Here is a 23564-nt window from a genome sequence, read left to right on the forward strand (position 1 = left end):
AGGAGGCGGCGCGGACGATGCGATGGACAGGCGGCTCCCTGCCCGGATGTTATTCTGCGGTCACCAGCACGTAATGTTTTTTGCCCTTGCGCAGGAGCAGGTGACGTCCGAACAACAAATCCCGGTGTTGCACCATGCGCGTCACCGACGCTTCCCGAACATTGTTGAGGTAGATGCCTCCGCCCTCGATATCCTTGCGGGCCTGGCTTTTGGAGGGAGCCAGGCCGGCCTGCACCAACAGATCGACCAGCGCCAGGCCCTGGCCGTCGAGGCGGGTTCGGTCGAGCCGGAGCGAGGGCACTTCGTCCATGATCTCGCGGAAGGTGGACTCGGAGATGCCGTCCAGATCGCCGCCGAAGAGGACCTGACTGGCGCGGATGGCCTCGGCGGTGGCGGTGGGGCCGTGGACGAGTTCGGTGACGGCGCGGGCCAGGGCGCGATGAGCGGCACGGGCCCCGGGATTCTGCGCGTGCTCGGCCTCCAGGGCGGCGATTTCCTCGGCGGTGAGGAAGGTGAAGTACTTGAGGTACCGGATGACGTCGCGGTCGTCGGTGTTGATCCAGAACTGGTAGAAGCGGTACACGCTGGTCTTGGCGGGGTCGAGCCACACGCTGCCGGATTCGGTTTTGCCGAACTTGGTGCCGTCGGCCTTGGTGATGAGGGGCAGGGTCAGGCCGTAGGCGGTGCGGCCGAGTTTCTTGCGAATGAGATCGATGCCGGCGGTGATGTTGCCCCACTGGTCGCTGCCGCCGATCTGCAGTTCGCAGCCGTAATCGCGGCACAGCACGTAAAAGTCGTACGCCTGCAGCAGCATGTAGCTGAACTCGGTGTAACTCAGGCCGGATTCGCGGTCCTGGAGTCGGGCCCGCACGCTCTCCTTGGCCAGCATTTGATTGATGGTGAAATGCTTGCCGATGTCGCGGAGGAAATCGAGATAGGTGACGTGGGCCGTCCAATCGGCATTGTCCACGAGCCGCGCGGGGTTGAGGGTCGTCTCGAAATCCAGCAGCCGCGCCAGTTGGGGACGCACGGCCTCCACGTTGGCGCGGATCTGTTCCTTGCTGAGGAGCACGCGTTCCGTGGACTTCCCGCTGGGGTCACCGATGCAACCGGTGGCGCCGCCGGCCACCGCAATGGGATGGTGCCCGAACTGTTGGAAACGACGCAGGGCCAGCAGGGGAACCAGGTGCCCCACGTGGAGACTGTCGGCCGTGGGATCGAATCCGCAGTACAACGTCAAAGGGGTGGTGCGCTGGCTGAGGGCCGCTGCGTCCGTGCAGTCGGCGATCAATTCGCGCCAGCTCAATTCCTGCCAGATGTTGGTACCTGTCATCGCGGGGCAGGGTAAGGCGGGAAGGATGCCTTGCCAACGGACAATCGGAGCACAGAGCCCAAGCAGCGTGGGGCATGCCACTGCAGGGGGAGCCGCAGGCCACGCCACGGGTGGAGGGGCCCGACGGCAGGATCCCCGGGGCGCGGGGAGGGACGTCACCGGGATGCGCGCGCCAGAGGCAGTGCGGGCTGGGAAGGTGGGAGGGAGCCTTGCGAAGGGCCGAGCATGCGTGTAACATATTCTGGCGGAATCAGTTGCATGGACTTCGGCGGGTGTGCACTGCCCGAATTCTTCGTTGTGTCGTGAATGTGGATTTTTTATGCTCAGGCAGGTCGAAGACTGTCCGTTGTGGGCGGTTTGGGTTTTGAGGTTCTATGCCTGAAGAAACGGTGGAGACGCAAACGACCGAGCGCCCCGGCACGGTGGCGGCGGCCGAACCGTACGATGCCTCCAAAATCGACAAGTTGGAGGGGCTGGAGGCGGTGCGGAAGCGGCCGGGGATGTACATTGGCGACCCGGACGAGCGGGGCCTGCATCACTGCGTGTTCGAGGTGCTGGACAACTCGATCGACGAGCACCTGGCCGGCTTTTGCAAGCGGATCGAGGTGACCTTGCACGTGGACGGCTCGGTGTCGGTGCGCGACGACGGACGGGGGATCCCGGTGGACATTCATCCCAAGTGGAAGATTCCCGCGGTGGAGTTGGTGCTGACGAACCTGCATGCCGGGGGCAAGTTCGGCCAGGGAGCCTACAAGTACTCGGGTGGACTGCACGGGGTGGGGGCCAAGTGTGTCAACGCCCTGTCGGAATGGTTCAAGGTGGAGGTGTCCCGGGACGGCAAGGTCTACTCGATGGAATTCGCCCGCGGCAAGACGGTGCGACCGCTGGAAGTGATCGGGAAGTCGCGCCATACCGGCACGCTCATCACCTTCAAGCCGGACCCGGAGATCTTCACGCTGACCACGGAGTTCAAGTTCGATCTTCTGGCCAATCGGTTGCGCGAGCTGGCGTTTTTGAATCCCGGGCTGGAGATCGTGCTGACGGATGAGCGTGTCGATCGTACGGAGCGATTCTTTTACAAGCACGGGATCGAAGAGTTCGTGCGTCAGCTGGGGCAAAGCCGCCAGGTGCTTCATCCGAAGCCGATTGTCATCAGTGCCCGGCGCACCGTGGAACTGGAGGGCCGCACGGACGAGGTCTTCGTGGACTGCGTGCTGCAGTACAACGACGGGTACAATGACCAGATCCTGTGTTATGCCAACTCGATTCCCAACCCGGACGGCGGCACGCACCTGACCGGGTTCCGGTCGGCCCTGACGCGCGCGGTCAACCAGTACGCGCGGCAGAACGAGCTTCTGAAGGAGAAGGATCCCACGATTTCGGGGGATGACGTCCGGGAGGGCCTCATCTGTGTGCTCAGTGTCAAGCTGCCCAACCCGCGCTTCGAATCGCAGACCAAGGTCAAGCTGGTCAACACCGAGATCGAAGGCCTGGTGGCCTCGGTGGTGTACGACGGGCTGATGAGTTACTTCGATGCCAACCCGTCGGTGGCCAGGAAGATCGTGGAAAAGGCGCTGCTGGCGGCGCGCGCGCGCGAGGCGGCGCGCAAGGCGCGCGAGACGGTGCGCAAGACCGCGCTGACCGGAGGCGGGCTCCCGGGCAAGCTGGCCGATTGTTCGGAGCGGGATCCGGCCCAGACCGAGCTTTTCATCGTCGAGGGCGATTCGGCCGGAGGTTCGGCCAAGCAGGGCCGGGATCGCCGCTTCCAGGCCATCCTTCCGATTCGCGGCAAGCTGATCAACGTGGAAAAGGCCCGGCTCCACAAGGTGCTGGACAACGCCGAGATCCGCACCATGATCACGGCCATCGGCACCGGCATCGGCGACGGCGAAGGAGAGGGCGCCTTCAACATCGAGAAACTGCGGTACCACAAGATCATCATCATGACCGATGCCGACGTGGACGGCTCGCACATCCGGACCCTGCTGCTGACGTTCTTCTATCGGCAGATGCCGGAGCTCATCAAACGCGGCCACGTGTACATTGCCCAGCCTCCCCTCTACCAGATCACGCGCAAGAAACGCGTCGAGTACGTGGAGGACGACGCCCAGTTGAACAAGATCCTGATCCGGCTGGGCGCCGAGGAGGTGCGATTGCGGAATCTGGCGGACCAGCGCGAGTTGTCGCAGAAGCAACTGGAGGAGACGCTGGAGTTGCTGGACACGCTGGACAAGTACGCGCGGGCGCTGCGCCGACACGGGGCGGACTTCGCCGACTACGTCGAGCACCGGCACCCGCAGACCCACGAACTGCCGCGGCACCTGGTGCGCGTGCGCCAGGGGAACGAGGAAACCGTGCACTACTTCCACACCGAACAGGAGCTTCGGGCCTTCAGTGATGCCAATCCGGACCTGCGGCTGTTCGGCGACGAGGACGGCGAGGCTCCGGGAGCCGCCGAAAAGGGCCGGAACGGGCCGACACGGCGCGCGGTGCACGTGGAATTGCACGAGAGCAAGGCCATCGGCGAGTTACTGCGGAAACTGGAGCGAAAGGGCTTCCATCTGGACCATTACGCGGCCCAGGATCATCCGCTCTTCGAGCTGATCGAGGGCGAGGGAGACCGGGCGGTGGTGCGACCCCTCTTCTCGATTCCGGAGATCCTGGCGGCGGTGAAGGAGGTGGGGCGCCGCGGCCTGCAGATCAAGCGGTTCAAGGGCCTGGGCGAGATGAACCCGCGCGAGCTGTTCGAAACCACGATGGACCCGGCCCGGCGGAAGTTGCTGCGGATCGAATTGACCGATGCCGTGGAAGCGGAGCGGATGTTCACCACGCTGATGGGCGAGGAGGTCGAGCCGCGGCGCCAGTTCATCGAGGATAATGCGCTGAACGTGCGCAATCTGGACATTTGAATCCGCCGGCCGGGCCGGCACCTGACCGGCCCGGGGCGGAGTCGCCTGAAAACCATTCCATGTCTGCTGGTTCTGAAACCCCTGCGGTTCCGCCGCCTCCGGCCGGCGAGAAGATCGCCCCGGTCAACGTGGCCGAGGAAATCAAGAGCTGTTTCCTCGACTACTCCATGTCGGTGATCATCTCGCGCGCGCTGCCGGATGTGCGGGACGGATTGAAGCCTTCGCAACGGCGCATCCTCTATGCCATGTACGAGCTGGGGGTGCTGCCGAATCGCAAGCACGTCAAGTGCGCCAAGATCGTGGGCGAGACCATGGGCAATTACCATCCCCATGGCGATCAGGCCATCTACCCCACCCTGGTGCACATGGCCCAGCCTTGGTCCATGCGCGAGGTCCTGGTGGACGGTCAGGGCAACTTCGGATCGGTGGAGGGCGACCCGCCGGCCTCCATGCGTTACACCGAGGCGCGCCTGGCGCCCCTGGGCGCCCTGCTCATGGAGGACATGGACAAGGACACCGTGGACTTCGTGCCGAACTATGACGACACGCGCATGGAGCCCTCGGTGTTCCCGGCGGCCTTTCCCAACCTTCTGGTCAACGGCGGCACCGGCATCGCCGTGGGCATGGCCACCAACATCCCGCCCCACAACCTGGGGGAGGTGATCGATGCGGTCTGCGCCCAGATCGACAATCCGGACATCTCGGTGGAGGAGCTGATGCGGTACCTGCCCGGGCCGGACTTCCCGACCGGCTGCATGGTCTGCGGGCTGGAGGGCATCCGTCAGTATTTCGAGACCGGCCGGGGCACGTTGAAGGTCCGGGGACGTGTGGGAGTCGAAACCCTCAAGGGCGGCCGCGAACAGATCGTGATCACGGAGATCCCCTTCGGGGTGAACCGTGCCGCCCTGGTGGAGCGCATCGCCGAGTTGGTCAACCAGAAAACCCCGGGGCTGGCGGACATCACCGCGATCCGGGACGAGTCCGACGAGAACACGCGCATCGTGCTGGAGATCAAGCGCGATGCGGTCCCCAAGGTCATCATCAACAACCTCTACCAGCTCACCCAGCTGGAAACCACCTTCGCGGTGAACATGCTGGCCATCGACCGCGGTCGACCGCGGACGCTGACCCTGAAGCAGGCGCTGGCCTGCTACATTGAGCATCGCCGGGAGGTGGTGCTGCGCCGGACGCGCTTCGAACTGCGCCGGGCCGAGGCGCGCGCGGAGATCCTGGAGGGCTACCTCATTGCCCTGGCCAACCTCGACGAGTTCATTCGCATCATCCGCCACTCCCGCACCCGCGAGGAAGCCCGGGTGAAGTTGCTGGCGTTCGAGTGGACACGCGCGCAGATCGAGGCCTGGCGGGTGCACCTGCGCGATGAGGCGCGCCTGGTCAACGGCCGGTACGCCCTCTCCGAGGCCCAGGTGGACGCGATCCTCGAGCTGCGCCTCTATCAATTGACCGGGCTGGAAATCGACAAGGTCACCGCCGAGTACCAGCAGTTGCTGGAGCGGATCCGCGATCTGCGCGACATCCTGGCCCGGGAGGAACGCGTGCTGGAGATCATCAAAACCGAGCTCCGATCGGTCAAGGAACGCTACGCCACTCCGCGCCGGACCGAGTTGGTGCCCGACGCGGGCGCCATGGCCATCGAAGACCTGGTGGCCAACGAGCCCGTCATCATCACCCTCACCCATGCCGGACTCATCAAACGGACGGACCTGAGCCAGTACCGCGCGCAGCGGCGCGGCGGCAAGGGGGTCATCGGGGCCACGCCGCGCGAGAACGCCTCCCCCGAGGGCGAGGCCACGGATTTCATCGAGCATCTCTTCGCCGCCAGCACGCACGATTACCTCATGTTCTTCACCAACACCGGTCGCGTGTACGTCGAGCGGGTCCTGGAAATTCCGGAGATGAGGCGCGACGCGCGCGGCCGCAGCATTGCCAACGTGTTGGAACTGCGTCCCGAAGAGACCATTTCGGCGCTCATTCGCATCCCTTCGCGCACGGATGCCGCCCGGCAGGACGTCACCTGGGAACAACCGGGTTATCTGTTCTTCGCCACGCGCCGCGGCACGGTGAAAAAGACCGCCCTGGTGGAATTCGCCAACGTGCGCAAGGGCGGCATCATTGCCATCACGATCGAGCCCGGGGACACGGTGATCGATGTGGAGTGGACCACGGGACAGGACGAGGTGATGTTGATCACGCGGCAGGGCATGAGCATCCGGTTTGCGGAAGAGGAGGTGCGGCCCATGGGCCGGGTCGCCGCCGGGGTCCGGGGCATCCTGCTGGAGGAGGGCGACGAAGTGGTCTCCCTGGCGGTCGTGCGACCGGAGGCCACGCTGCTGGTGGTGGGAGAGAACGGCGTGGGGAAACGGACTCCGTTTGACGAATACCGGGCCCAGAGCCGCGGCGGCAAGGGCATCATCACCATGAACACCACCGAGCGCACCGGGGGCGTGGTGGGTGCCCTGGCCGTCCGGGACCAGGACCAGTTGATGTTGATCACGGCGCGCGGGCAGATGATCCGGATTCCGGTCAAGGACGTGCGCGTGGCCGGCCGGAACACCCAGGGGGTGAAACTGATCGACCTGGAGGAGGGCGACCGGCTCCAGGCCGTCGCGCCGGTCATCAGCGAGGCGCAGGAGGACGACGTGGCGGACCAGGCCGCCGGGGCTTCCCGATAGGCGGGCTCCGAGAGGCGGGCGATCCGCGCACGGACAACCCGGGGCCGGGGTGCCGGTCCCCCGGCTGCCGCGAGGGCACCAGAGGCGGCGAGACGGACGTTGCTTTCCCCCCGGGTTTGTGGCAGGCATGGCAGAGGACGGCCGACTATGCGTGGGCGCGTGCTGTTGTATGTGTCGCTGGTCGCCAACGGTCTGCTGGCGGCGGGTTGGTGGTGGACGTGGCGCCAGGTGCGGCCCGCCGAAGCGGTGTCCCATTCTGCGGCAACTGCCGTGACTGCGCCCACGCTCACGCGCACGAACATTCTGCCGCGTCGCCAGTTCTTCCACTGGAGCGAGATCGAGTCGGACGATTACGCCACCTACGTGGCCAACCTGCGGGCCATCGGTTGTCCGGAGCAAACCATTCGGGACATCATCATTGCCGATGTGAACGCCCTCTACGCGCGACGGCGCGCCACCGAAGTGCAGACAAGCCAGCAACAATGGTGGCGGGCCGTCCCGGACCCGGAACTGGAAGCCCGGGCCCAGGCCCGCCTGGAGGCGTTGGAAGCCGAACGACGCGAGCTGCTGACGCGTTTGTTGGGGCCGCAGTGGGAAACGGGCGACCAGATCAGCCTGCCCCGCCCCAGCCGGCCCGGCGTGGCTCTGGACGGGCCGATCCTCGGCCTCTTGCCGCCCGAAACCAAGCAGCAGGTCCAAGAGATCTACACCCATTACCAGGATCAGTTGGCTGCGTACCGGGAAAGATTGGCCGCCGAACAGCGGGCACCGGACCCGGCCGAGTTGCTCCGTTTGCAGCGGCAGATGGAACAGGAGCTGGCCCGCGTGCTGGCGCCCGCGCAGCTGGAGGAGTTTTTGTTGCGGTACTCGGACACCGCCGAAGCCCTGCGGCGGGAGCTGGCGGAGCTTCGATGGCTGGAGCTGACACCGGACCAGTTCCGTGCCCTGTTTCACGCGCGCCGGCGATTCGAGCAGGGTCTGGCGGATCTGGCCCAAGCGGACAGTCCGGCCTCCGCTCTCCAGCGCCAGCAGCTGGAGCAGCAATATGAGCAGGCCCTGCGCCTGGCCCTCGGAGAGGAACTATTTCGGCAATACCAGCGCCTCCAGGATCCGGACTATCGCGAGGCGGTGGACGAGGCGCGGCAGGCGGGCCAGCCGGAGTTGGCGGACACGCTGTATGCCATTCGGCGTGCGCTGGCCGAGGAGCAGGTCCGACTCGAGACCAACACCGCGCTCACGGCGCTCCAAAAGGCGATCGAGTGGAAGCGGCTGGAGTTGGAGGCCTTGAAGGCACGAGCGGAAGCGCTGGGCGAGCCCCCGCTGCCCGAGCCCGCCCCGCCGCCCCCGCCCATGCGGGCGCACACGTATCGGGCCGGGGAAACCCTCATCAGCCTGGCCGTGGAATATGATGTGCCGCTGAGCGCCATCCTCCGGGCCAACCCGGGCCTGGATTTTCAGCGGCTGAAACCCGGGGACACGATTCTCATCCCGGTACCTTCCCAGTAAGCGCGAGGCACGGGTCCCTTCCCGGGGTGCCACAGGCACCGGACGCGCCCGCGGCCCGGGAACGGAGACAGCGGGCCGCGCGTCTTCAGGCGTTGCGCAGTGCGACGATTCTTCCGGTGCGAACGGACTGTTCTTCCGCGGCGCAGATCTCCACGGCGCTGAGGGCGTCAGCCGCAGTGACCACGCTCGGAGGGCGGCCCCGGCGGATCGCCTCGATCATGTGCCGAAGTTCCTCCACGTACCCGTCCGTTTCGGGCAGAGGGACGGTCTCGGCGGGCTTTTTGTCGCGGTACAGCCGCAGCGCTTCCCGGCCGCGGGAGGAATCGTACTCGGCGGTGGCCCGTTCGAAGTTGACCGTGTAACTCATCTGGAAGGGATAATCGCCGCTCATGATCCAGCTGCCCTCGGCACTGACGACGGCCCCGCCTTCGACAAGGTACTGGGTCACGACGTGATCCACCGCGCCACTGAACCGGCTCAGTCCCCGGGAAAACACCGCACGGGGTCGGCCGAAACAATACTGAACGAAATCCGTGTCGTGGATGTGCAGATCAAGCAGGGCTCCTCCGGATTCCTCGCCCTTGAAGTAGCTGGCGCGGCTCCAGCCCGGGGGCCCGCTGACGCGGCGAAATCGCGCCGCCAACACGCGTCCGTAGGTGCCGCGGCGGATGGTGGCAGCCAACCAGTCCCAGCCGGGCCAGAATCGCATGCACATGGCGGGCATGAACCAGGTCTTTGCGGTCCGGGTGGCCCGGACGAGCCTGCGCGCTTCCGCGACGGTGCGGGCCAGGGGTTTTTCGCAGATCACGTGTTTGCCGGCCGCCAGAGCGGCCAGGGAAAGGGGCACGTGCTGCGGCGTGGGCACGCACAAATCCACCAGGTCCACGTTGGGATCGGCCAGCAGCGCCTGTGGGTCATCGTAGAACTTTGTGTCGGGGCCCAGGCGGTAGGCATCTGCGGCGGTCAGATTGCCCCCCACGCCGGGGATCACCCCGTCCACAGGGCGCTTGAAGGTGTCCGCCACGGCGACAATCCGGACGCCGGGGATGCGGGCATGGGCGCGCAGATGGACGAGGCCCATGAAACCGAGTCCGACAACGCCGACGCGGACCGGGCGGGAGTGGGAGCGGGGAGTCGTGCTCATGGCGATTCGGAGGCAGTTGGTGGAGTGGTTACGTTGCGGACGCGGCCTGTTGCTGCAGGAGGCGCTCCACAAATTGTCGCGCGGTTCGGATGTCCTCGACGCGCTGCCGACCGGCCTCGCGCTCGATGCACAGCGAACCTGCGAAGCCAATCCCTGCCAGGGTCCGGAAAAACTCCGGCCATTCCACTTCGCCGGTGCCGAGGACGACTTCCTCCCCCCACGTGCCGGGCACGCGGGTGCGCTTGGCGTCTTTGAGGTGGCACTGCCGCAACCAGGGGGCCAGAACCCGGACCGCGGCGATGGGGTCGCCCTTGTCGTAGAGGATCATGTTGGCCGGGTCGAAGTTGACGCCCACGTTGGGACGATTCAATCGCGTCAGGAAGTCCGCCAGGGTCTGGGCCGTTTCCTGTCCCGTCTCCAGCGCCAGGTCGATCCCGGCGGCCGCAAACAAATCCGCCACCCGGCCGAGCCGGTCCAGCATCCGCCCGTAGAGAGGTTCCGAAGGGTCTTCGGGGAGGAACCCGGCGTGGAAGGTGACCAGCTTGATGCGCAGACTGCGGGCGATGTCCCGAACGACCTGGATGCGGCGCCAGTTCTCCGGCCAATGCTGGTCCGGCACCAGCCCCCCGGTCTGGCGGATGCTTTCCAGGGTCGAATAGTCTTCCCCGACGGTGGTGAACATGCCGGAGACAACTTCGATGCCGTGCACGGCGAAGGTTTCGCGTGTCAACCGCCAGGCCACGGGTTGTTCGTGAAGAGGGTCCAGGGCCAGTTGCACCCGGGGCAGCTCCACCGCCTCGAGCAGACGCACCAAGTGTTCCGGGCTTTCCGGCAGGAGGGACCAGCTGCAGACGGCCAATCGTTCGGTAAAAGGTCGCGTCGCACTCATCGGTGGGGAGCATGTAGAGACAGCCGGGGTCCGTTGTCCAGCTTACACGTTGGCAAAGACAGGGCTGCCATCCAGCAAGCTTCTCCCGGACGCGCGCGAGGAACGGGGGGCGCCGCAGCGAAAAAAGATCCCCGTGCCCGGTTTAGGAGGAGGGCGGCGCGGCGACGACCTCGGCGGAGGGCTCCGGCAGGGGTTCCACGCGCACGGGACGCTTGGGCGGCCGACCCTGGCACCAGGCATCGATGGCGCGGGCGGCTTTCCGCGCATCGCGCACGGCGTGGACCACCAGGCTCGGACCGCGGACCAGGTCTCCGCCGGCGAACACGCCGGGAATGTTGGTCATTTGGTTTTCGTCCACAATGACTCCGCCCCAGTCGTTGGTGCGGATGCGACGGAGGTCGCTGTCCGGCGGGAAGGGCGTCGGATCGAAACCATAGGCCACCAGGACGACGTCGGTGGGATGCAGGAACTCGGAGCCCGGCACCGGGAGGGGACGGCGCCGGCCGCTGGCGTCCGGAGGTCCCAGTTCCATTCGCTGGCAGAGGATGCCGACGACCTGACCGAGCTCATTGCCCAGGACTTTGAGGGGGGCAGTCAGGAATTGGAACCGGGCGCCCTCTTCCAACGCCGCATAGTACTCCTTGCGGCTGCCGGGCATGTTGGCGAAGTCCCGGCGATACAGGCAAATGGCCTCGGCAGCGCCGCATCGCAGGGCGGTGCGGAGGCAATCCATGGCCGAGTCCCCGCCGCCCAGAACGGTGACGCGCTTGCCCCGCACTTCGATGTCGGGTCCCTCCAGCGTGCCCGGGGCGTTTTTTTGGATGAGGAACGGCAGCGCCTGGTACACGCCTTTGAGATCGGCGCCCGGGACGTCCAGCGGTTTGGCCTGCCAGGCCCCAAAGCCGAGAAAGACCGCGTCGTAATCGCGCAGCAAATCATCCAGATCGATGTCGCGGCCCACGGACACGCCCAAACGGAATTCCACGCCCCGCTTTTTCAGCAATTCCAGCCGGCGCCAGACGATGTGCTTGTCCAGTTTGAAGGCGGGGATGCCGTTGATCAACAGGCCCCCGGGGACGAGCCTGGATTCGAACACGGTGACCCAGTACCCGCGTCGGGCCAGCTCGTCGGCACAGCTCAGACCGCCGGGGCCGGAGCCCACGACTGCGACGCGATAACCGTTGGGACGGACGGGCGCGGCATTGAGCAAACCGTGCGAGATGGCGTACTCGTTGATGAATCTTTCGATGGCCCCGATGGAAACCGGTTCGGCACGGCCGTTGAGAATGCAGGAACCTTCGCAGAGCCGCTCCTGCGGACAGACCCGGGAACAGATCTCGGGCATGTTGCTGGTGGACATCGAAATCTCCGCCGCCTCCAGGAAATGGCCCTCGGCGGTCAGCGCCAGCCATTCAGGGATGCGGTTGGCCAGGGGACAACCCTCGCGGCAGGCGGGCTCCGGGCACTGGATGCAGCGGCTGGCCTGTTCCCGGGCGGTTTGCTCGTCCAAACCGGCGGTGATCTCCAGAAAATCCGCGATGCGTTCCCAGGCGGGTCGTTGGCGGGGCCGCGCCCGTTCGATCTGGAACCAGGCCCATTTCGTGCGGGCTTCGGGTCGAAGTTCGTCGCTCATAGCGCCCTCGGTTTGCCCGGGAGGTCGGATTTCTACCTGCGTTCCCGGGGCTGGTTCCACGCGCCCATTCCTTCCGCGGCCCGGCCACAGGGCGCACCGCCCTTGCTCTGCCGCGGCCACCCGGTCCATCCGTACTCAAGCTACTCGAGCCCGTCTCGGGGCGCAAACAGAGAATTGGTGGGCGACGGCCGTGGCATTTGCAGAACGACGGACGGGTGCACGCACAGAAGCTTCCGGGCACGGTTTGCTCCGCATGCGAGCGTTCCGAGGTCCATGGAGGCTGTAACCGATCGGGCCGCGAGGCCGTCTGGATAAGCAAACGCGGGTTACGGAGACCTGCTGGCACGAGAACAACGAATGAAACAGCGGAGGTGACCATGAAACGGAGTCGAGTCAACATTCTTGGGATTGCGGCTTTGTTGGCTGCGATCAACCTTGCCTGGACGGCCGGTGCCGGAGAGGGCCGGGCCAGAGCCGACAGGCCGGCCCGGGGACCGGATGCGGCTCCGGCGACGCAGCCGGGCACCGGCGGACGGGGTGCCGGCCTGATGCGCCCGGACCGGCTGGGCGAGGAGCTGCACCTGACCCAGGAGCAACGCCAGAAAATCCAGGCCCTGCTGCAAGAGCAGCGGGACAAGATGCTGGCCCTGCGAAACGACACCAGCCTGACGCCCGAACAGCGTCGCGAGAAAGTTCGCGCGCTGCGCGAGGAGCATCAGCAAAAAATGAAGGAAATCCTCACCCCCGAGCAGTACGAGAAATGGCAGCAGCTGCGGGCGTCCCGCGGCCCGGGTGCCGGACCGGGCCCGCGGCCCAATCGGCCCGCGGACGCCGGACCGGGTCCGCGACCGAATCGGCCGGCAAATCGTTAGGTCTGTTCTGTTCGTCCTCGTGCCGGGAGCCCGGGGATGAACCCGGCCTCTCGGCAAAACGATCGGGGCTGAGCAGTGCTGAGCCCAAAAGGCCAACGCCTGCGCCGGCCCTTTTGTTTGCTTGGCCACTGCGGGCCGTGCCCGGGTGATGTGTGCTTCGGCCCCGGAATGGTTTGGCATCGGCCGGTTCGTGGGGAACCCTTCGCAAGTTCCCATCCGAAACGGGTGCCGAGACGCACCCACGCAGTTCCGGCCGTTTTGAGCGATGCCGGGGGTACAGCCTCGAGCCGGGCGTGAAGGAGGCGTGAACCGCGCCGATCAAGGGCCCGATCGGTCCTGCGGGCCTTGCTCCCGTCGGGTAAATGGCTTTCCCTACGGGTGGCGATGTCGCGTGAGGCGCACCACGAATCACCAGTGGAACGAAAGGCCGGCTCGTCAGGGCCGGCCGGTCCTTCTCCTCTGGTGTGGATCCTTGAGCGATGGGCAGCCGGATTGTGGATTCTGGGGGTCGCAACGGCATTGATTGCGGGCGTGGCCTTCGCCTGGGCCCTGCAACGGACCTGGCTGCCGGTGGTGCGCGTGGCGGTGTCGAACTGGCCGGGCCTGGTGCGATGCCAGCAGGGACATTTCGAGTTTCCCACGGACCAGCCGCGGCTTTTGGCCGAGGGCCATGATCTGGCGCTGATACTGGATCCGCGGCACGACGGCACGATCCGCACACCCGCCTGGGTGCAGGTGCAATGGGGAATCTCCACCCTCCGCCTGCGCGGTCCCTTGGGAGAGTGGGAGGCGAGATTCCCGCGAGGCTGGACGTTTGAACGGGATCCCGCCTCGGCCCGGGCGACTTGGGAAGCGTGGGAAGGGGTGCTGTTGGTCGGCCTTGCCCTGACCGCGGCAGTGTCGTTGCTGCTGGCCTGGCCGGTGCTGGCGACGGTGTATTGGCCGGGCTTGAGCCTCGTGGCGCGGCTGCTGGGCAAGCAGGCGCAGGGCCGTGTGCTGTGGCGGATCGGACTGTTGGCGCAGCTGCCGGGCGCGTGGTTCATGATCGCCTCTTTGTTTGGTTTTGGGAGTGGCTGGTTGAATCTGTTGCGCTTGCTGGTGGCCTTTGGGCTGCATTGGATTCTTACCTGGGGCGTTCTGGCGGGCCTGGTGCTGAGCCTGCCCCGTCGGGCGCGCACAGTTGCAAGTCCGGCCAATCCCTTTGCGGCGGCTTTGAATGCGGTGAACGATCCGGCGGCCGAGGGGCGGGCGACGGGAGAAAGCAGCGAAGAGGACACGCACAAGCTTTCTTGAGAACCGCAAGGGTGTTCCCGGCGCACCCGGCGGCAGAACTCCCTGTGGCGACGATCCGGCCGCCGGGATGTCCAAGGGGCCATGCATGCGGTCGCAGGTTCCGACTCACCCCCGATCCCGGCAGACGTACCTGCAAAGTCTCGAGTTTGGCTTTCCCCTTCAGCCGGGCTAGAGTGAGCGGGAGCACTATGTTGCTGGTCATCGATAATTACGATTCGTTCACGTACAACCTCGTCCAGTACCTCGGTGAGATGGGGGTGGAGATGCGGGTGGTGCGCAACGACGAGGTGACTCCGGAACAGGTGGAGGCATGGCAGCCGGAGCGGTTGTTGATCTCACCGGGGCCGTGCTCGCCCCGGGAAGCGGGGGTCTCGTGCGAGGTGCTGCGCCGGCTCGGGCCGCGGATTCCCACCCTGGGGGTCTGTCTCGGGCATCAATGCATCGGACATGTGTTCGGGGCTCGGGTGGTGGTGAACTATCGGATGATGCACGGCAAGACCTCAATGATCCGGCACAACGGTCAGGACTTGTTTGCCGGGTTGCCGAATCCGTTTCGGGCCACGCGCTATCACTCGCTGGTCATCGAGCGCTCCAGTCTGCCGGCGTGTCTGGAGATCACCGCCGAGAGCGAAGAGGGCGAGATCATGGGAGTGCGGCATCGGCAGTACCCGATCTGGGGCGTGCAATTCCATCCGGAGAGCATTTTGACCGAGCACGGGCACGAGTTGCTGCGGAATTTCCTGCAATTGGGCAAACAAAGCACGGCCGTGAGCAGCCCGCAGCGAGAGGCGCACGGGGGTGGAGCCGGCGAAGAGACGGGCGCCCGGTGACCGGAGGAGTTTTTTCAGGGGGCCTGAAAAAAATGAAAAAAAATTCTAAAAACGGCTTGCGTTTCCCCGGCAATGGGGCAAAGTAGCGGGCGTCTGGACGGTGGACCGGCCACTTTCCAGGACTTGGTGAATCTTCAGGTGAACGGTTGTTCGGTGATGATTCGAAACCCGGCGGTTCGGGAACGGTCTTGGTGAAGTTACGGGAAATCGCGGACAGAAACATCACATGAACAACAAACTGTTTGTCGGGAACCTCTCCTTTCAAACCACAGAAAACGATTTGCAGGATGCGTTTGGGGCGCACGGGCACGTGGTGGAGGTGAATCTGATGACGGACCGCTCCACGGGGCGGTCGCGGGGATTTGCCTTTGTGACCATGAGCACCGATGCCGAAGCGCAGGCGGCCATCGAGGCGCTGCACGGGGCTTCGCTCGACGGTCGCCCGTTGACGGTCAACGTGGCGCGGCCGCGTGAGGAACGCTCCGGCGGCGGCGGCCGACGGCCCTACTCGGGCGGTCGGAATCGCTACTAACCGCGGTCGAAGGTTTTCCGAGAGCGGGGTCTGGTGCATGCCGGATCCCGCTTTTCGTTTGGGGCGGTGGGCCGCGGCGGTGCGGGCATGAAGTCCGCAGGGAGGCGTTTTGACAGGCGGGGAGGCGGGTGGTTAGTGTGGGGGCATGGAATGGCTGCATGCCCCCTGGCGCATCCAGTACATTTTGGCGCCCAAACCACCGCCGGGGGACGGGTCGCTGTTTACCCGAATTGCCCAGTCGAACGATGACGAGGCGAACCTGGTGGTGGCACGAGAGCGGTCGTGTTTTGCCCTGTTAAACCGCTATCCGTACAACGGCGGCCACTTGATGGTGGTGCCGTATCGGCAGGTGGCGGAGCTGGGGGATTTGACGTTGGAAGAACTGACGGAGTTGATGCAGTTGACGCAGCGCTGTGTCACGGCCCTCAAACGGGTCATGAACCCGGACGGCTTCAATATCGGGCTGAACCTCGGACGCGCCGCCGGGGCGGGGATCGAGGAACACCTGCACCTGCACGTGGTGCCGCGGTGGTACGGGGACACGAATTTCATGCCGGTGCTGGCGGACACGAAGGTGTTGCCCGAGGCGTTGCAGGAGACCGCGGCGCGGCTGCGGGCGGCCCTGCAAATGCTTCCGCGTTGAGGGATCTGGGCTATGCCGGTGGAGACCCTGCATTTCGAGAGCGCCCGGATTGTCCAGCATCTCTACAGCAACGACCCGCGCAATCTCCAGGCGCTGAGCGATCAGCTGGGGGTCAAGGCCGTTTGCCGCGACAACTGGATTCGTCTGGAGGGCCCGCCCGAGGCCCTGGAACGGGCGCGGCAACTGTTCCTGATGTTGGAAAGCAGCCTGCGCAGCGGTGCACCGGTGCGCAGTCGCGATTTTGCGCATGCGCTGAACGTGGTGCAGCGGGAGGGGGTGGACACGCTCCGGGCGCTGATGAGCGATCGGATCGTCACCTCGGACAAGAAACCGCCCGTGACGGCGCGCACGCCGGGGCAGAAACGGTATGTGGAGGCCATCCGGGCCCACGACGTGACGTTCGGCATCGGGCCCGCGGGCACCGGCAAGACCTATCTGGCCGTGGCGCTGGCCCTGGCTGCGTTGCGGGAAAACCAGGTTTCGCGGATCGTCCTGACCCGGCCCGCGGTGGAGGCGGGCGAGGCGCTGGGCTTTCTGCCGGGCGACCTGTACGAGAAGATCCTGCCGTATTTGCGGCCGCTGCATGATGCCCTGCACGACATGCTGCCGGCGGAGGAGATCGAGCGGCACATGCAGCGGGGCGTCATCGAGGTGGCGCCGTTGGCGTACATGCGGGGGCGCACCCTGAACAATGCCTTCATCATCTTGGACGAAGCCCAGAACGCCACGACGGAGCAGATGTTCATGTTCCTGACCCGCCTGGGACACGGAGCCAAGGCGGTGATCACGGGCGACGAAACCCAGATCGATCTGCCGCCGCACAAACAGTCGGGGTTGTTGGAGGCGCATCGGGCGTTGGAGGGCGTGCCGGGGATTGCGATCGTGGAACTGGGCAAGGCGGACGTGGTTCGGCATCCACTGGTCCAGCGGATCATTACCGCGTATGAGCAACACCGGGGGCGGCAGAAGGCTTCGCGTTGATCCCGGCCGGAGATCGTCCGCCGCAGGGGCCGGTTCGTGCGGGGACACCCCTGCAGAGACGCCGGAGATTGAGGATTCTCCCGGGGGACTTCGCGTGGAGGTCAGCAATCGGCAGCGAAAAGTGCCCGTGGACGGCCGCCAGGTGGGTCGACTGCTGCGGTTGCTGCTGGGCGAGGCGCTCGGGTTGAAGCGAGCCCACCTCAGCGTCTGTTTGCTGGACGACGCAGCGATGGCGCGGTTGAACGAGACCTACGTGCACCACGAGGGCCCGACGGATGTCATCACGTTCGACTACCGCGAAGGCGGCCCGCCGATCGGGCGGGACGATCTGTGGGGCGAGATTTGCGTGGGGGTGGAGGAGGCGCAACGGCAGGCGCGGCGTTACGGCACGCGTTGGCCGGCGGAGGTGGCACGGTACCTGGTGCACGGGGTGTTGCATCTGCTCGGATACGACGATCAACGGCCGGCCGCCCGGCTTCGCATGAAACGGGAGGAAGACCGGTTGTTGCGGCAGTTGCGGCGACGGTTCGCCTGGGAGAACCTCCGCCGGGGCGCGGGCCGAACAAGGCGGACCGCGCCCCGAGGCGCGAGAAACGGACGACCTGGATCGGGCTTGTGAAAAAGACTCTTTTGGCGCGGTGGCAGGCGAATTTTCTGGCCGGGCTGGCGGTGGTGATGCCGGCGGCCCTGTCCGTGGCGGTGGTGGTGTGGCTGTTCGGCACGGTGTCCAACTTCACCGACACGTTGTTGTTCTTCCTGCCGCGGCGCCTGACGCATGCCCAGGGTGGCACAGGGCCGATGTTTTGGTACTGGAAGCTGATCGCCCTGGGGCTGGCGGTGGTGCTCATTGCCGGGGTGGGGCGGATCACCCGGCATTATCTGGGCCGGCGCCTGATCAGCTGGGTGGATCAGGTGATCCTGAGTGTTCCGTTGCTGAACAAGATTTACTCGGTCCTCAAGCAGGTGAACGAGGCGTTCTCCCTGGGCAAAAAGGGGGCCTTCCAGACGGTGGTCCTGGTGGAGTTTCCGCGACCCGGGATGTATGCCCTGGGGTTTGTGACGGGCGAGCACGAAAACGAAGTTGAGGAGGTGGTGGGCGAGCGGGCCGTGACGGTGTTCGTGCCGACGACCCCGAATCCCACTTCCGGGTTTCTGCTGGTCGTCCCGGAAACGCAGCTCCGTCGCCTGCGAATGCCCGTGGGCGATGCGGTTCGATTCATCGTCAGCGTGGGCGCCATCACCCCGGGCTCCCCGGCCCCGGGGAACGCAACGGTTGCAGGGATCTCCGAAGGGGCGCAACCGACCGGCACAGCCCCGGGACCGGGGCCGGGCTGACATGTTGGAACGAACCGACGGCTTGATCGTCCGGGTACGGCCGCTGACGGAAACCAGTTTGATCGTCCATTGGGTGACCCGGGCGCACGGCCGGCTGGCCACGGTGGCCAAAGGGGCGCGTCGGCCAAAATCGGCGTTTCAGGGGCGACTGGACCTGTTTTTCTGGGCGGAGCTGGTGTGGCAGCGGAGCCGACGGTCGGAACTGCACCTGCTGCGGGAGGTCACCGTCCTGGATGCGCATGCGGACCTGCGGACGGATTGGGAGCGGGTGCGTCTGGCCGGATACGCCGTGCAGCTGCTCGAGGCCAGCACGGAGACGGAAACGCCGATTCCCGCCCTGTTTGAACTGCTCCTGGGCCTGGTGCGGCATCTGAATACACATCCGGCGCAGGGCCGGGTGCGACTGGCGTACGAGGTGAAGTTGCTTGCGTTGCTGGGTTGGCCGCCCGAGGTGCCGGGCCAGGGGTTGAGCGACGCGGCCCGAGCGTTGTTGCGGGAATTGGCGCGCCGGGATTGGGAAGCCCTGGGCGAGTTGAATCCGACGCCGCAGACGGTCCGGGAGGTGGACGCCTGGCTGCGGCGGCTTTGGCGGGACCAGGCGGGCATGGGCCGCAGGCTGCACGAGGGACCTGACGCGGAACCCTGACCGCGGAACCGCCGGGAACGGGGCTTCTGCCGGCCAGACGGCTCCGGGCGATCCGGCTTTAGGCTTGCAGGTTACGGCGGGGATTTGTTAGCACGGCCGCATCCTTATGGCGGCCATTGGGCGATTTCAACGAGGTGACGAGGTCTTTTACGCCAAGGTGGTGGAGGGGGAGCTCTACCGCCTCCAAGGGGATTTGTTTGGGTCGTCCACGTTCGAGAAGAAGCCGATCCCGATGAAGGGCGTGCGGACCCTGGTGCCGGTCACGCCCAGCAAAGTGATCGCGGTCGGGTTGAATTACGCCGACCACGCGCGCGAGACCGGCAAGGCGCTTCCGAAAGAACCGTTGTTCTGGTTCAAGGCGCCCAGTTCCCTGTTGCCCGATGGAGGAAAGATCGAGATCCCGTTTCCCGATCATCGCACGGATTACGAGGCGGAACTGGCCATCATCATCGGGCGCCGGGTGCGCAATGTGACGCCCAACGCGGCCTCCCGATACATCTTTGGGTACACCGCGGCGCAGGACATTACGGACCGAACGTTGCAGGCGGCCGATGGCCAGTGGGGTCGGTGCAAGTCGTTCGACACATTCACCCCGTTGGGACCCTACATCGAGACGAAGCTGGACCCGCACGATTTGACCATTCAGTTGTTCCAAAACGGTCAGTTGCGGCAGAACTCGCACACCAGTCAGATGGTGTTCAACTGCTACGAACTGGTGAGTTTCATTTCCACGAATCTGACCCTGTTGCCGGGCGATGTGATCCTGACGGGGACCCCCAGCGGCATCGGGCCGATTCAGTCCGGCGACCGTTTGGAGGTTCGGATTCAGGGGCTGGCCCCGTTGATCAACACCGTGAAGTGAGTCGACGGCCCGAAGCCACGGGCGCGGCTCGTTCGGGGCGAGGAGGTTTTCATCATGCGTTGGACCCACACACTCATTCCCACATTGCGCGAGGCGCCGGCCGAAGCGGAGATCGTGTCGCATCAGCTGCTCCTGCGGGCGGGTCTGGTGCGCAAGCTGGCCGGCGGGGTGTACAGTTTTCTGCCGCTGGGCTTGCGGGCGCTGCACAAGGTGGAACGGATTGTGCGGGAGGAAATGGACCGTGCGGGGGCCGTGGAGGTGTTGTTGCCGGCACTGCAGCCGCCCGAGATCTGGCAGCAATCCGGCCGGTACGAGACGGCGCGCCATGTCTTGTACAAGGTGTACGACAGCGCGCGTCGGGAATGGGTGCTCAGCCCCACGGCCGAGGAGGTCATCACCTTGCTGGCCGCCGCCGAGATCCAGTCCTATCGGCAGCTGCCCAAGAACTTTTATCAGATCAGCGTCAAGTTCCGCGATGAGATCCGGCCCCGCTTCGGGTTGATGCGGGCGCGCGAGTTCATCATGAAAGACGCCTACAGCTTCGACGTGAGCGACGAGGCGGCGCAGGAAAGTTACCGGCGCATGTACGAGGCCTATACCCGGATCTTTGCGCGGTGCGGTCTGCGCACGTTTCCGGTGGAAGCCGACACGGGCGTGATCGGCGGCAGTTTGTCGCACGAGTTCATGGTGCCCGCCGAGACCGGGGAGAACGAGGTGGCCTACTGCGAGGGCTGCGGATACGCCGCCAACGTGGAAAAAGCCGTGAGCGCGGCGCCGGCGGCAGCCCCGGAAACATCCGGCGGCAGCACGCCGGCCCCGGAAAAATTCCCCACGCCGGGCGTGCAAACTATCGAGGATTTGACCCGGCCGCCCTACGGCATCCCGGCGGCGCGACAGATCAAGACCCTGGTGTACATCGTGGAGAGTCGGCCGGTGCTGGTGCTGTTGCGCGGGGACGACCAGTTGAATGAAGCCAAACTGGCCGCGCGGCTGGGCACCACCGTGTTCCGTCCGGCTACACCGGAAGAGGTGTATGCCACGCTGGGGGCGCATCCTGGGAGTCTGGGTGCCGTGGCCACCACGCTGGCAGACCGGGCCGTGCCGGTGTGGGCCGACGAGCGGTTGCGCGGAGCCACGGACATGACCACCGGTGCGAATGAGGACGGATATCACCTGCGGCATGTGAACGTGGCGCGGGATCTGCGCGTGGATCAGTGGGCGGATCTGCGCACCGTTCGGGCGGGCGAACCGTGCGCACGCTGCGGCCAACCGCTCCGAATCCGCCGGGCGATCGAGGTGGGTCACGTCTTCAAGCTGGGTACCAAATACAGCGAGAAACTGGGGGCGACGTTCATCGACGAATCGGGGGTGCGCCGTCCCTGCGTGATGGGTTGTTATGGAATTGGCGTTACCCGCACCCTGCAGGCGGTGATCGAGCAGTGTCATGACGCGGACGGCATCATTTGGCCGGTGAGCGTGGCTCCGTACGAGGTCTGTTTGACCCCCTTGCAAGTGGCGGAGGACTCGCCCGTGTGGCGGGCGGCACAGCAGCTGTATGCAGCGTTGGTGGAGGCCGGGATCGAGGTGATTCTGGACGACCGTGAGGAGCGACCGGGGGTCAAGTTCAAGGACGCGGATCTGGTGGGGTTCCCGTTCCGGGTCAACATCGGCGAGAAATCTCTGGCGCGGGGCGAGGTGGAAATCAAGCGACGCGCAGGCGGGTTGGAAACCGTGCCCGTGGGACAGGCCGCGGACCGGGTGGCGATGCTGGTGCGGGAGGCGCGGGCAGGCCGGGGCGGGACCACCGGGGATTCGGGCCGGTTTTGAGGCGCGGACCTGCGGCGGCCGTCAATGATCGTTCAGCACGCGGATCCGCAGATTTCGAAACCAGGTCTCCGTGCCGTGGTCGGTGAGCATGATCCGGCCCCGGCATTTTTCTCCGAAGCCCGGGCTGTTTCGGAACTTGCTGGCACGGATGGCCTCCCGCAGGGCCGGACTCCCCAGTTCGTAGCGCAACGCCAGCTGCCCATTGAGCCAGTGCTCCACGGTGTGGCCCCGGACGATGATGCGCGAAAGATTCCACTGGCCGGGCGGACGCGACAGTACGCCCGCCTCGGGTGCCAGGACGTCGTAAAAGGCGGCGGTGCGATGCCGCGGATCCGTCACGGTGCGGTCGTCCACCATTTGGTATTCGTGACCCGGGGCGGAGGGCCGGGACTCCAGTACGAGGTATTTCACCCCGTTGTTGCCTCCGGGCACGATCTTCCATTCCCATTCGAACTCGAAATCGACAAATTCGGCCACGGTCACAAGGTCCCCGGCCCGGCCCCCCGGCCACCGCACGAGGCATTGGTTGGTGATGACCCAGCCCCGTTTGGGGAAGTCCGCCCCCTGCCAGGCGCGCCAACCCCTGGGGCTGTGACCGTCGAAAAGGCTTTGCCAGGACATCTCCGGATCGGTGGCGGTTTGTGCCGATTGGGCCAGGGCCGCCTGAGGGATTGAAAGGATTGCGGCCAGCCCGATTCCCGCTGCCAGCAAACCTGCGATTCGCCGGAGGCGGGTCGGTGAACGGCTGACCTGTGGGCTTGAGCTTTTGCGGGTCTGGTTGGTTGGCATCGCGGTCATGGCAATCAGATTGGACAGGCGATGGAAAATGACAAGCGGCCGCACAGGCGTGGGGCGGTGCGTTTTCTTCCCATTGCCGGGCGTTTCCCGGCCCATGCGGCGCGACTCAGGGACCTGTTTCAACCCCGGCGGGCTCTCGTTGAACCCGAGCCCCATGATGGCCGCGCGATCCGGGACGAAGGCAACGATTCTGCCCGTCTTTGCGACAGGATGGACGGTCCGCGAGGGCGACCCGGGGACCGGCTTGACTCACATCATCAAGATCGCCAACCGCTTACGGCCCTCCTTCGGCCATGTGCACTCGCAAATCACGTGGCGCAACCACGCCCCACAGGCCCGGCCAGGGTGAACGGCCGTTTTTCAATGACGACCGGCTGACTTCCCCGGGACACGACCGGCGTTTGTTGAACCCGCGGTGGAGCCCGTTTGGACCTCCGCGGCGTCGCTGCAGGAGGATTTGTCCATCGGAAGTGGCAGCGCGGTTGGCTCCGGGCCCGGTCGGGTTCAGCGTGGCTTGCGCGCCGGGCCGGGCGAGCGCGTGGACAGGTCCGGGGAGTGGGCGATCCGGCGAAACATCGTCCCCCCAGCCGCATCCGGGTTGGGAACGGGAGCTGACGGCCCCCGGACCCGCGCTCTGCTGTTCGGTTGCTCCGGGAACAGGGTGCGGCGAAAGTTGCCGTGGCAAAACGGGATCGGCTCCTGCCCTTGACGTTGTAGACCCCCATGGCGTAGATTCGTAGTGCGGTTAACAGCGTGCTGGGAGACCAGCGGGTGGAAGTCGGAAGATTCGCATCTGCCGACTTTTTTATTCTCCCAAGGCGGCTGGCCGCGAGGATTGGGC

The 23564-nt window shown here is 65.7% G+C and carries 19 protein-coding genes; 14 read left to right on the forward strand and 5 right to left on the reverse strand.

Annotated features, from left to right (window positions below; genetic code table 11):
- Nucleotides 1-49: 49 nt before the first annotated feature.
- A complete protein-coding gene (gene tyrS / locus ACPDIT_RS10805; protein WP_423443375.1) occupies nucleotides 50-1333 on the reverse strand; it encodes a tyrosine--tRNA ligase in 1284 nt (427 codons plus the stop codon).
- A gap of 374 nt (nucleotides 1334-1707) precedes the next feature.
- On the opposite strand from tyrS, the gene gyrB reads away from it, so the two are divergent.
- From gyrB to ACPDIT_RS10820, 3 genes are all read left to right on the forward strand, one after another.
- Nucleotides 1708-4242: a DNA topoisomerase (ATP-hydrolyzing) subunit B gene (gene gyrB / locus ACPDIT_RS10810; protein ID WP_423443377.1), complete on the forward strand. Its 2535-nt coding sequence runs from the start codon at nucleotides 1708-1710 to the stop codon at nucleotides 4240-4242.
- A gap of 59 nt (nucleotides 4243-4301) precedes the next feature.
- Complete coding sequence (gene gyrA, locus ACPDIT_RS10815) at nucleotides 4302-6932, forward strand: DNA gyrase subunit A (protein ID WP_423443379.1); 2631 nt, start codon at nucleotides 4302-4304, stop codon at nucleotides 6930-6932.
- A 147-nt stretch (nucleotides 6933-7079) separates the two neighbouring features.
- Nucleotides 7080-8438, forward strand: coding sequence for a LysM peptidoglycan-binding domain-containing protein (locus tag ACPDIT_RS10820; protein WP_423443381.1), 1359 nt, complete (start codon nucleotides 7080-7082; stop codon nucleotides 8436-8438).
- A gap of 85 nt (nucleotides 8439-8523) precedes the next feature.
- On the opposite strand, the gene ACPDIT_RS10825 is transcribed toward ACPDIT_RS10820, so the two are convergent.
- From ACPDIT_RS10825 to ACPDIT_RS10835, 3 genes are all read right to left on the reverse strand, one after another.
- Nucleotides 8524-9582 carry a Gfo/Idh/MocA family protein gene (locus ACPDIT_RS10825; RefSeq protein WP_423443382.1) on the reverse strand — a complete coding sequence of 353 codons (1059 nt, stop codon included), beginning with the start codon at nucleotides 9580-9582 and terminating at the stop codon, nucleotides 8524-8526.
- 28 nt (nucleotides 9583-9610) lie between these two features.
- Nucleotides 9611-10471 carry a sugar phosphate isomerase/epimerase family protein gene (locus tag ACPDIT_RS10830; RefSeq protein WP_423443384.1) on the reverse strand — a complete coding sequence of 287 codons (861 nt, stop codon included), beginning with the start codon at nucleotides 10469-10471 and terminating at the stop codon, nucleotides 9611-9613.
- A 142-nt stretch (nucleotides 10472-10613) separates the two neighbouring features.
- Nucleotides 10614-12104: an NAD(P)-dependent oxidoreductase gene (locus tag ACPDIT_RS10835; protein WP_423443386.1), complete on the reverse strand. Its 1491-nt coding sequence runs from the start codon at nucleotides 12102-12104 to the stop codon at nucleotides 10614-10616.
- 377 nt (nucleotides 12105-12481) lie between these two features.
- On the opposite strand from ACPDIT_RS10835, the gene ACPDIT_RS10840 reads away from it, so the two are divergent.
- The 11 genes from ACPDIT_RS10840 (at nucleotide 12482) to ACPDIT_RS10890 (ending at nucleotide 21925) form a co-directional block, all read left to right on the forward strand.
- The gene (locus ACPDIT_RS10840) at nucleotides 12482-12976 is read left to right on the forward strand and encodes a Spy/CpxP family protein refolding chaperone (protein ID WP_423443387.1); all 495 of its coding nucleotides are present in this window, start codon (nucleotides 12482-12484) and stop codon (nucleotides 12974-12976) included.
- A gap of 414 nt (nucleotides 12977-13390) precedes the next feature.
- On the forward strand, nucleotides 13391-14269 hold the full coding sequence (locus tag ACPDIT_RS10845) for a hypothetical protein (protein ID WP_423443388.1): 879 nt from the start codon (nucleotides 13391-13393) through the stop codon (nucleotides 14267-14269).
- Nucleotides 14270-14457: 188 nt separating this feature from the next.
- Entirely contained in the window at nucleotides 14458-15099 is a 642-nt protein-coding gene (locus ACPDIT_RS10850) for an anthranilate synthase component II (protein ID WP_423443389.1), read from the forward strand.
- A gap of 226 nt (nucleotides 15100-15325) precedes the next feature.
- Complete coding sequence (locus ACPDIT_RS10855) at nucleotides 15326-15631, forward strand: RNA recognition motif domain-containing protein (RefSeq protein WP_423443391.1); 306 nt, start codon at nucleotides 15326-15328, stop codon at nucleotides 15629-15631.
- 145 nt (nucleotides 15632-15776) lie between these two features.
- Complete coding sequence (locus ACPDIT_RS10860; protein WP_423443393.1) at nucleotides 15777-16274, forward strand: HIT family protein; 498 nt, start codon at nucleotides 15777-15779, stop codon at nucleotides 16272-16274.
- A gap of 12 nt (nucleotides 16275-16286) precedes the next feature.
- A complete protein-coding gene (locus ACPDIT_RS10865; protein ID WP_423443395.1) occupies nucleotides 16287-17255 on the forward strand; it encodes a PhoH family protein in 969 nt (322 codons plus the stop codon).
- A 94-nt stretch (nucleotides 17256-17349) separates the two neighbouring features.
- Entirely contained in the window at nucleotides 17350-17874 is a 525-nt protein-coding gene (gene ybeY / locus ACPDIT_RS10870) for an rRNA maturation RNase YbeY (RefSeq protein ID WP_423443397.1), read from the forward strand.
- Nucleotides 17871-18590: a DUF502 domain-containing protein gene (locus tag ACPDIT_RS10875; RefSeq protein ID WP_423443399.1), complete on the forward strand. Its 720-nt coding sequence runs from the start codon at nucleotides 17871-17873 to the stop codon at nucleotides 18588-18590. The genes ybeY and ACPDIT_RS10875 overlap by 4 nt, the downstream gene beginning before the upstream one ends.
- A gap of 1 nt (nucleotide 18591) precedes the next feature.
- The gene (gene recO / locus ACPDIT_RS10880) at nucleotides 18592-19236 is read left to right on the forward strand and encodes a DNA repair protein RecO (RefSeq protein WP_423443400.1); all 645 of its coding nucleotides are present in this window, start codon (nucleotides 18592-18594) and stop codon (nucleotides 19234-19236) included.
- Nucleotides 19237-19342: 106 nt separating this feature from the next.
- Nucleotides 19343-20098 (forward strand): fumarylacetoacetate hydrolase family protein, encoded by a 756-nt coding sequence (locus tag ACPDIT_RS10885; protein ID WP_423443402.1) that lies wholly within the window; start codon nucleotides 19343-19345, stop codon nucleotides 20096-20098.
- 54 nt (nucleotides 20099-20152) lie between these two features.
- Nucleotides 20153-21925, forward strand: coding sequence for a proline--tRNA ligase (locus ACPDIT_RS10890; protein ID WP_423443404.1), 1773 nt, complete (start codon nucleotides 20153-20155; stop codon nucleotides 21923-21925).
- 21 nt (nucleotides 21926-21946) lie between these two features.
- On the opposite strand, the gene ACPDIT_RS10895 is transcribed toward ACPDIT_RS10890, so the two are convergent.
- Nucleotides 21947-22723 (reverse strand): 3-keto-disaccharide hydrolase, encoded by a 777-nt coding sequence (locus ACPDIT_RS10895; protein ID WP_423443406.1) that lies wholly within the window; start codon nucleotides 22721-22723, stop codon nucleotides 21947-21949.
- Between the last annotated feature and the right edge of the window lie 841 nt (nucleotides 22724-23564).

The sequence above is a fragment of the Limisphaera sp. VF-2 genome (assembly GCF_049537125.1).
In the GTDB taxonomy this organism is placed as follows: domain Bacteria; phylum Verrucomicrobiota; class Verrucomicrobiia; order Limisphaerales; family Limisphaeraceae; genus Limisphaera.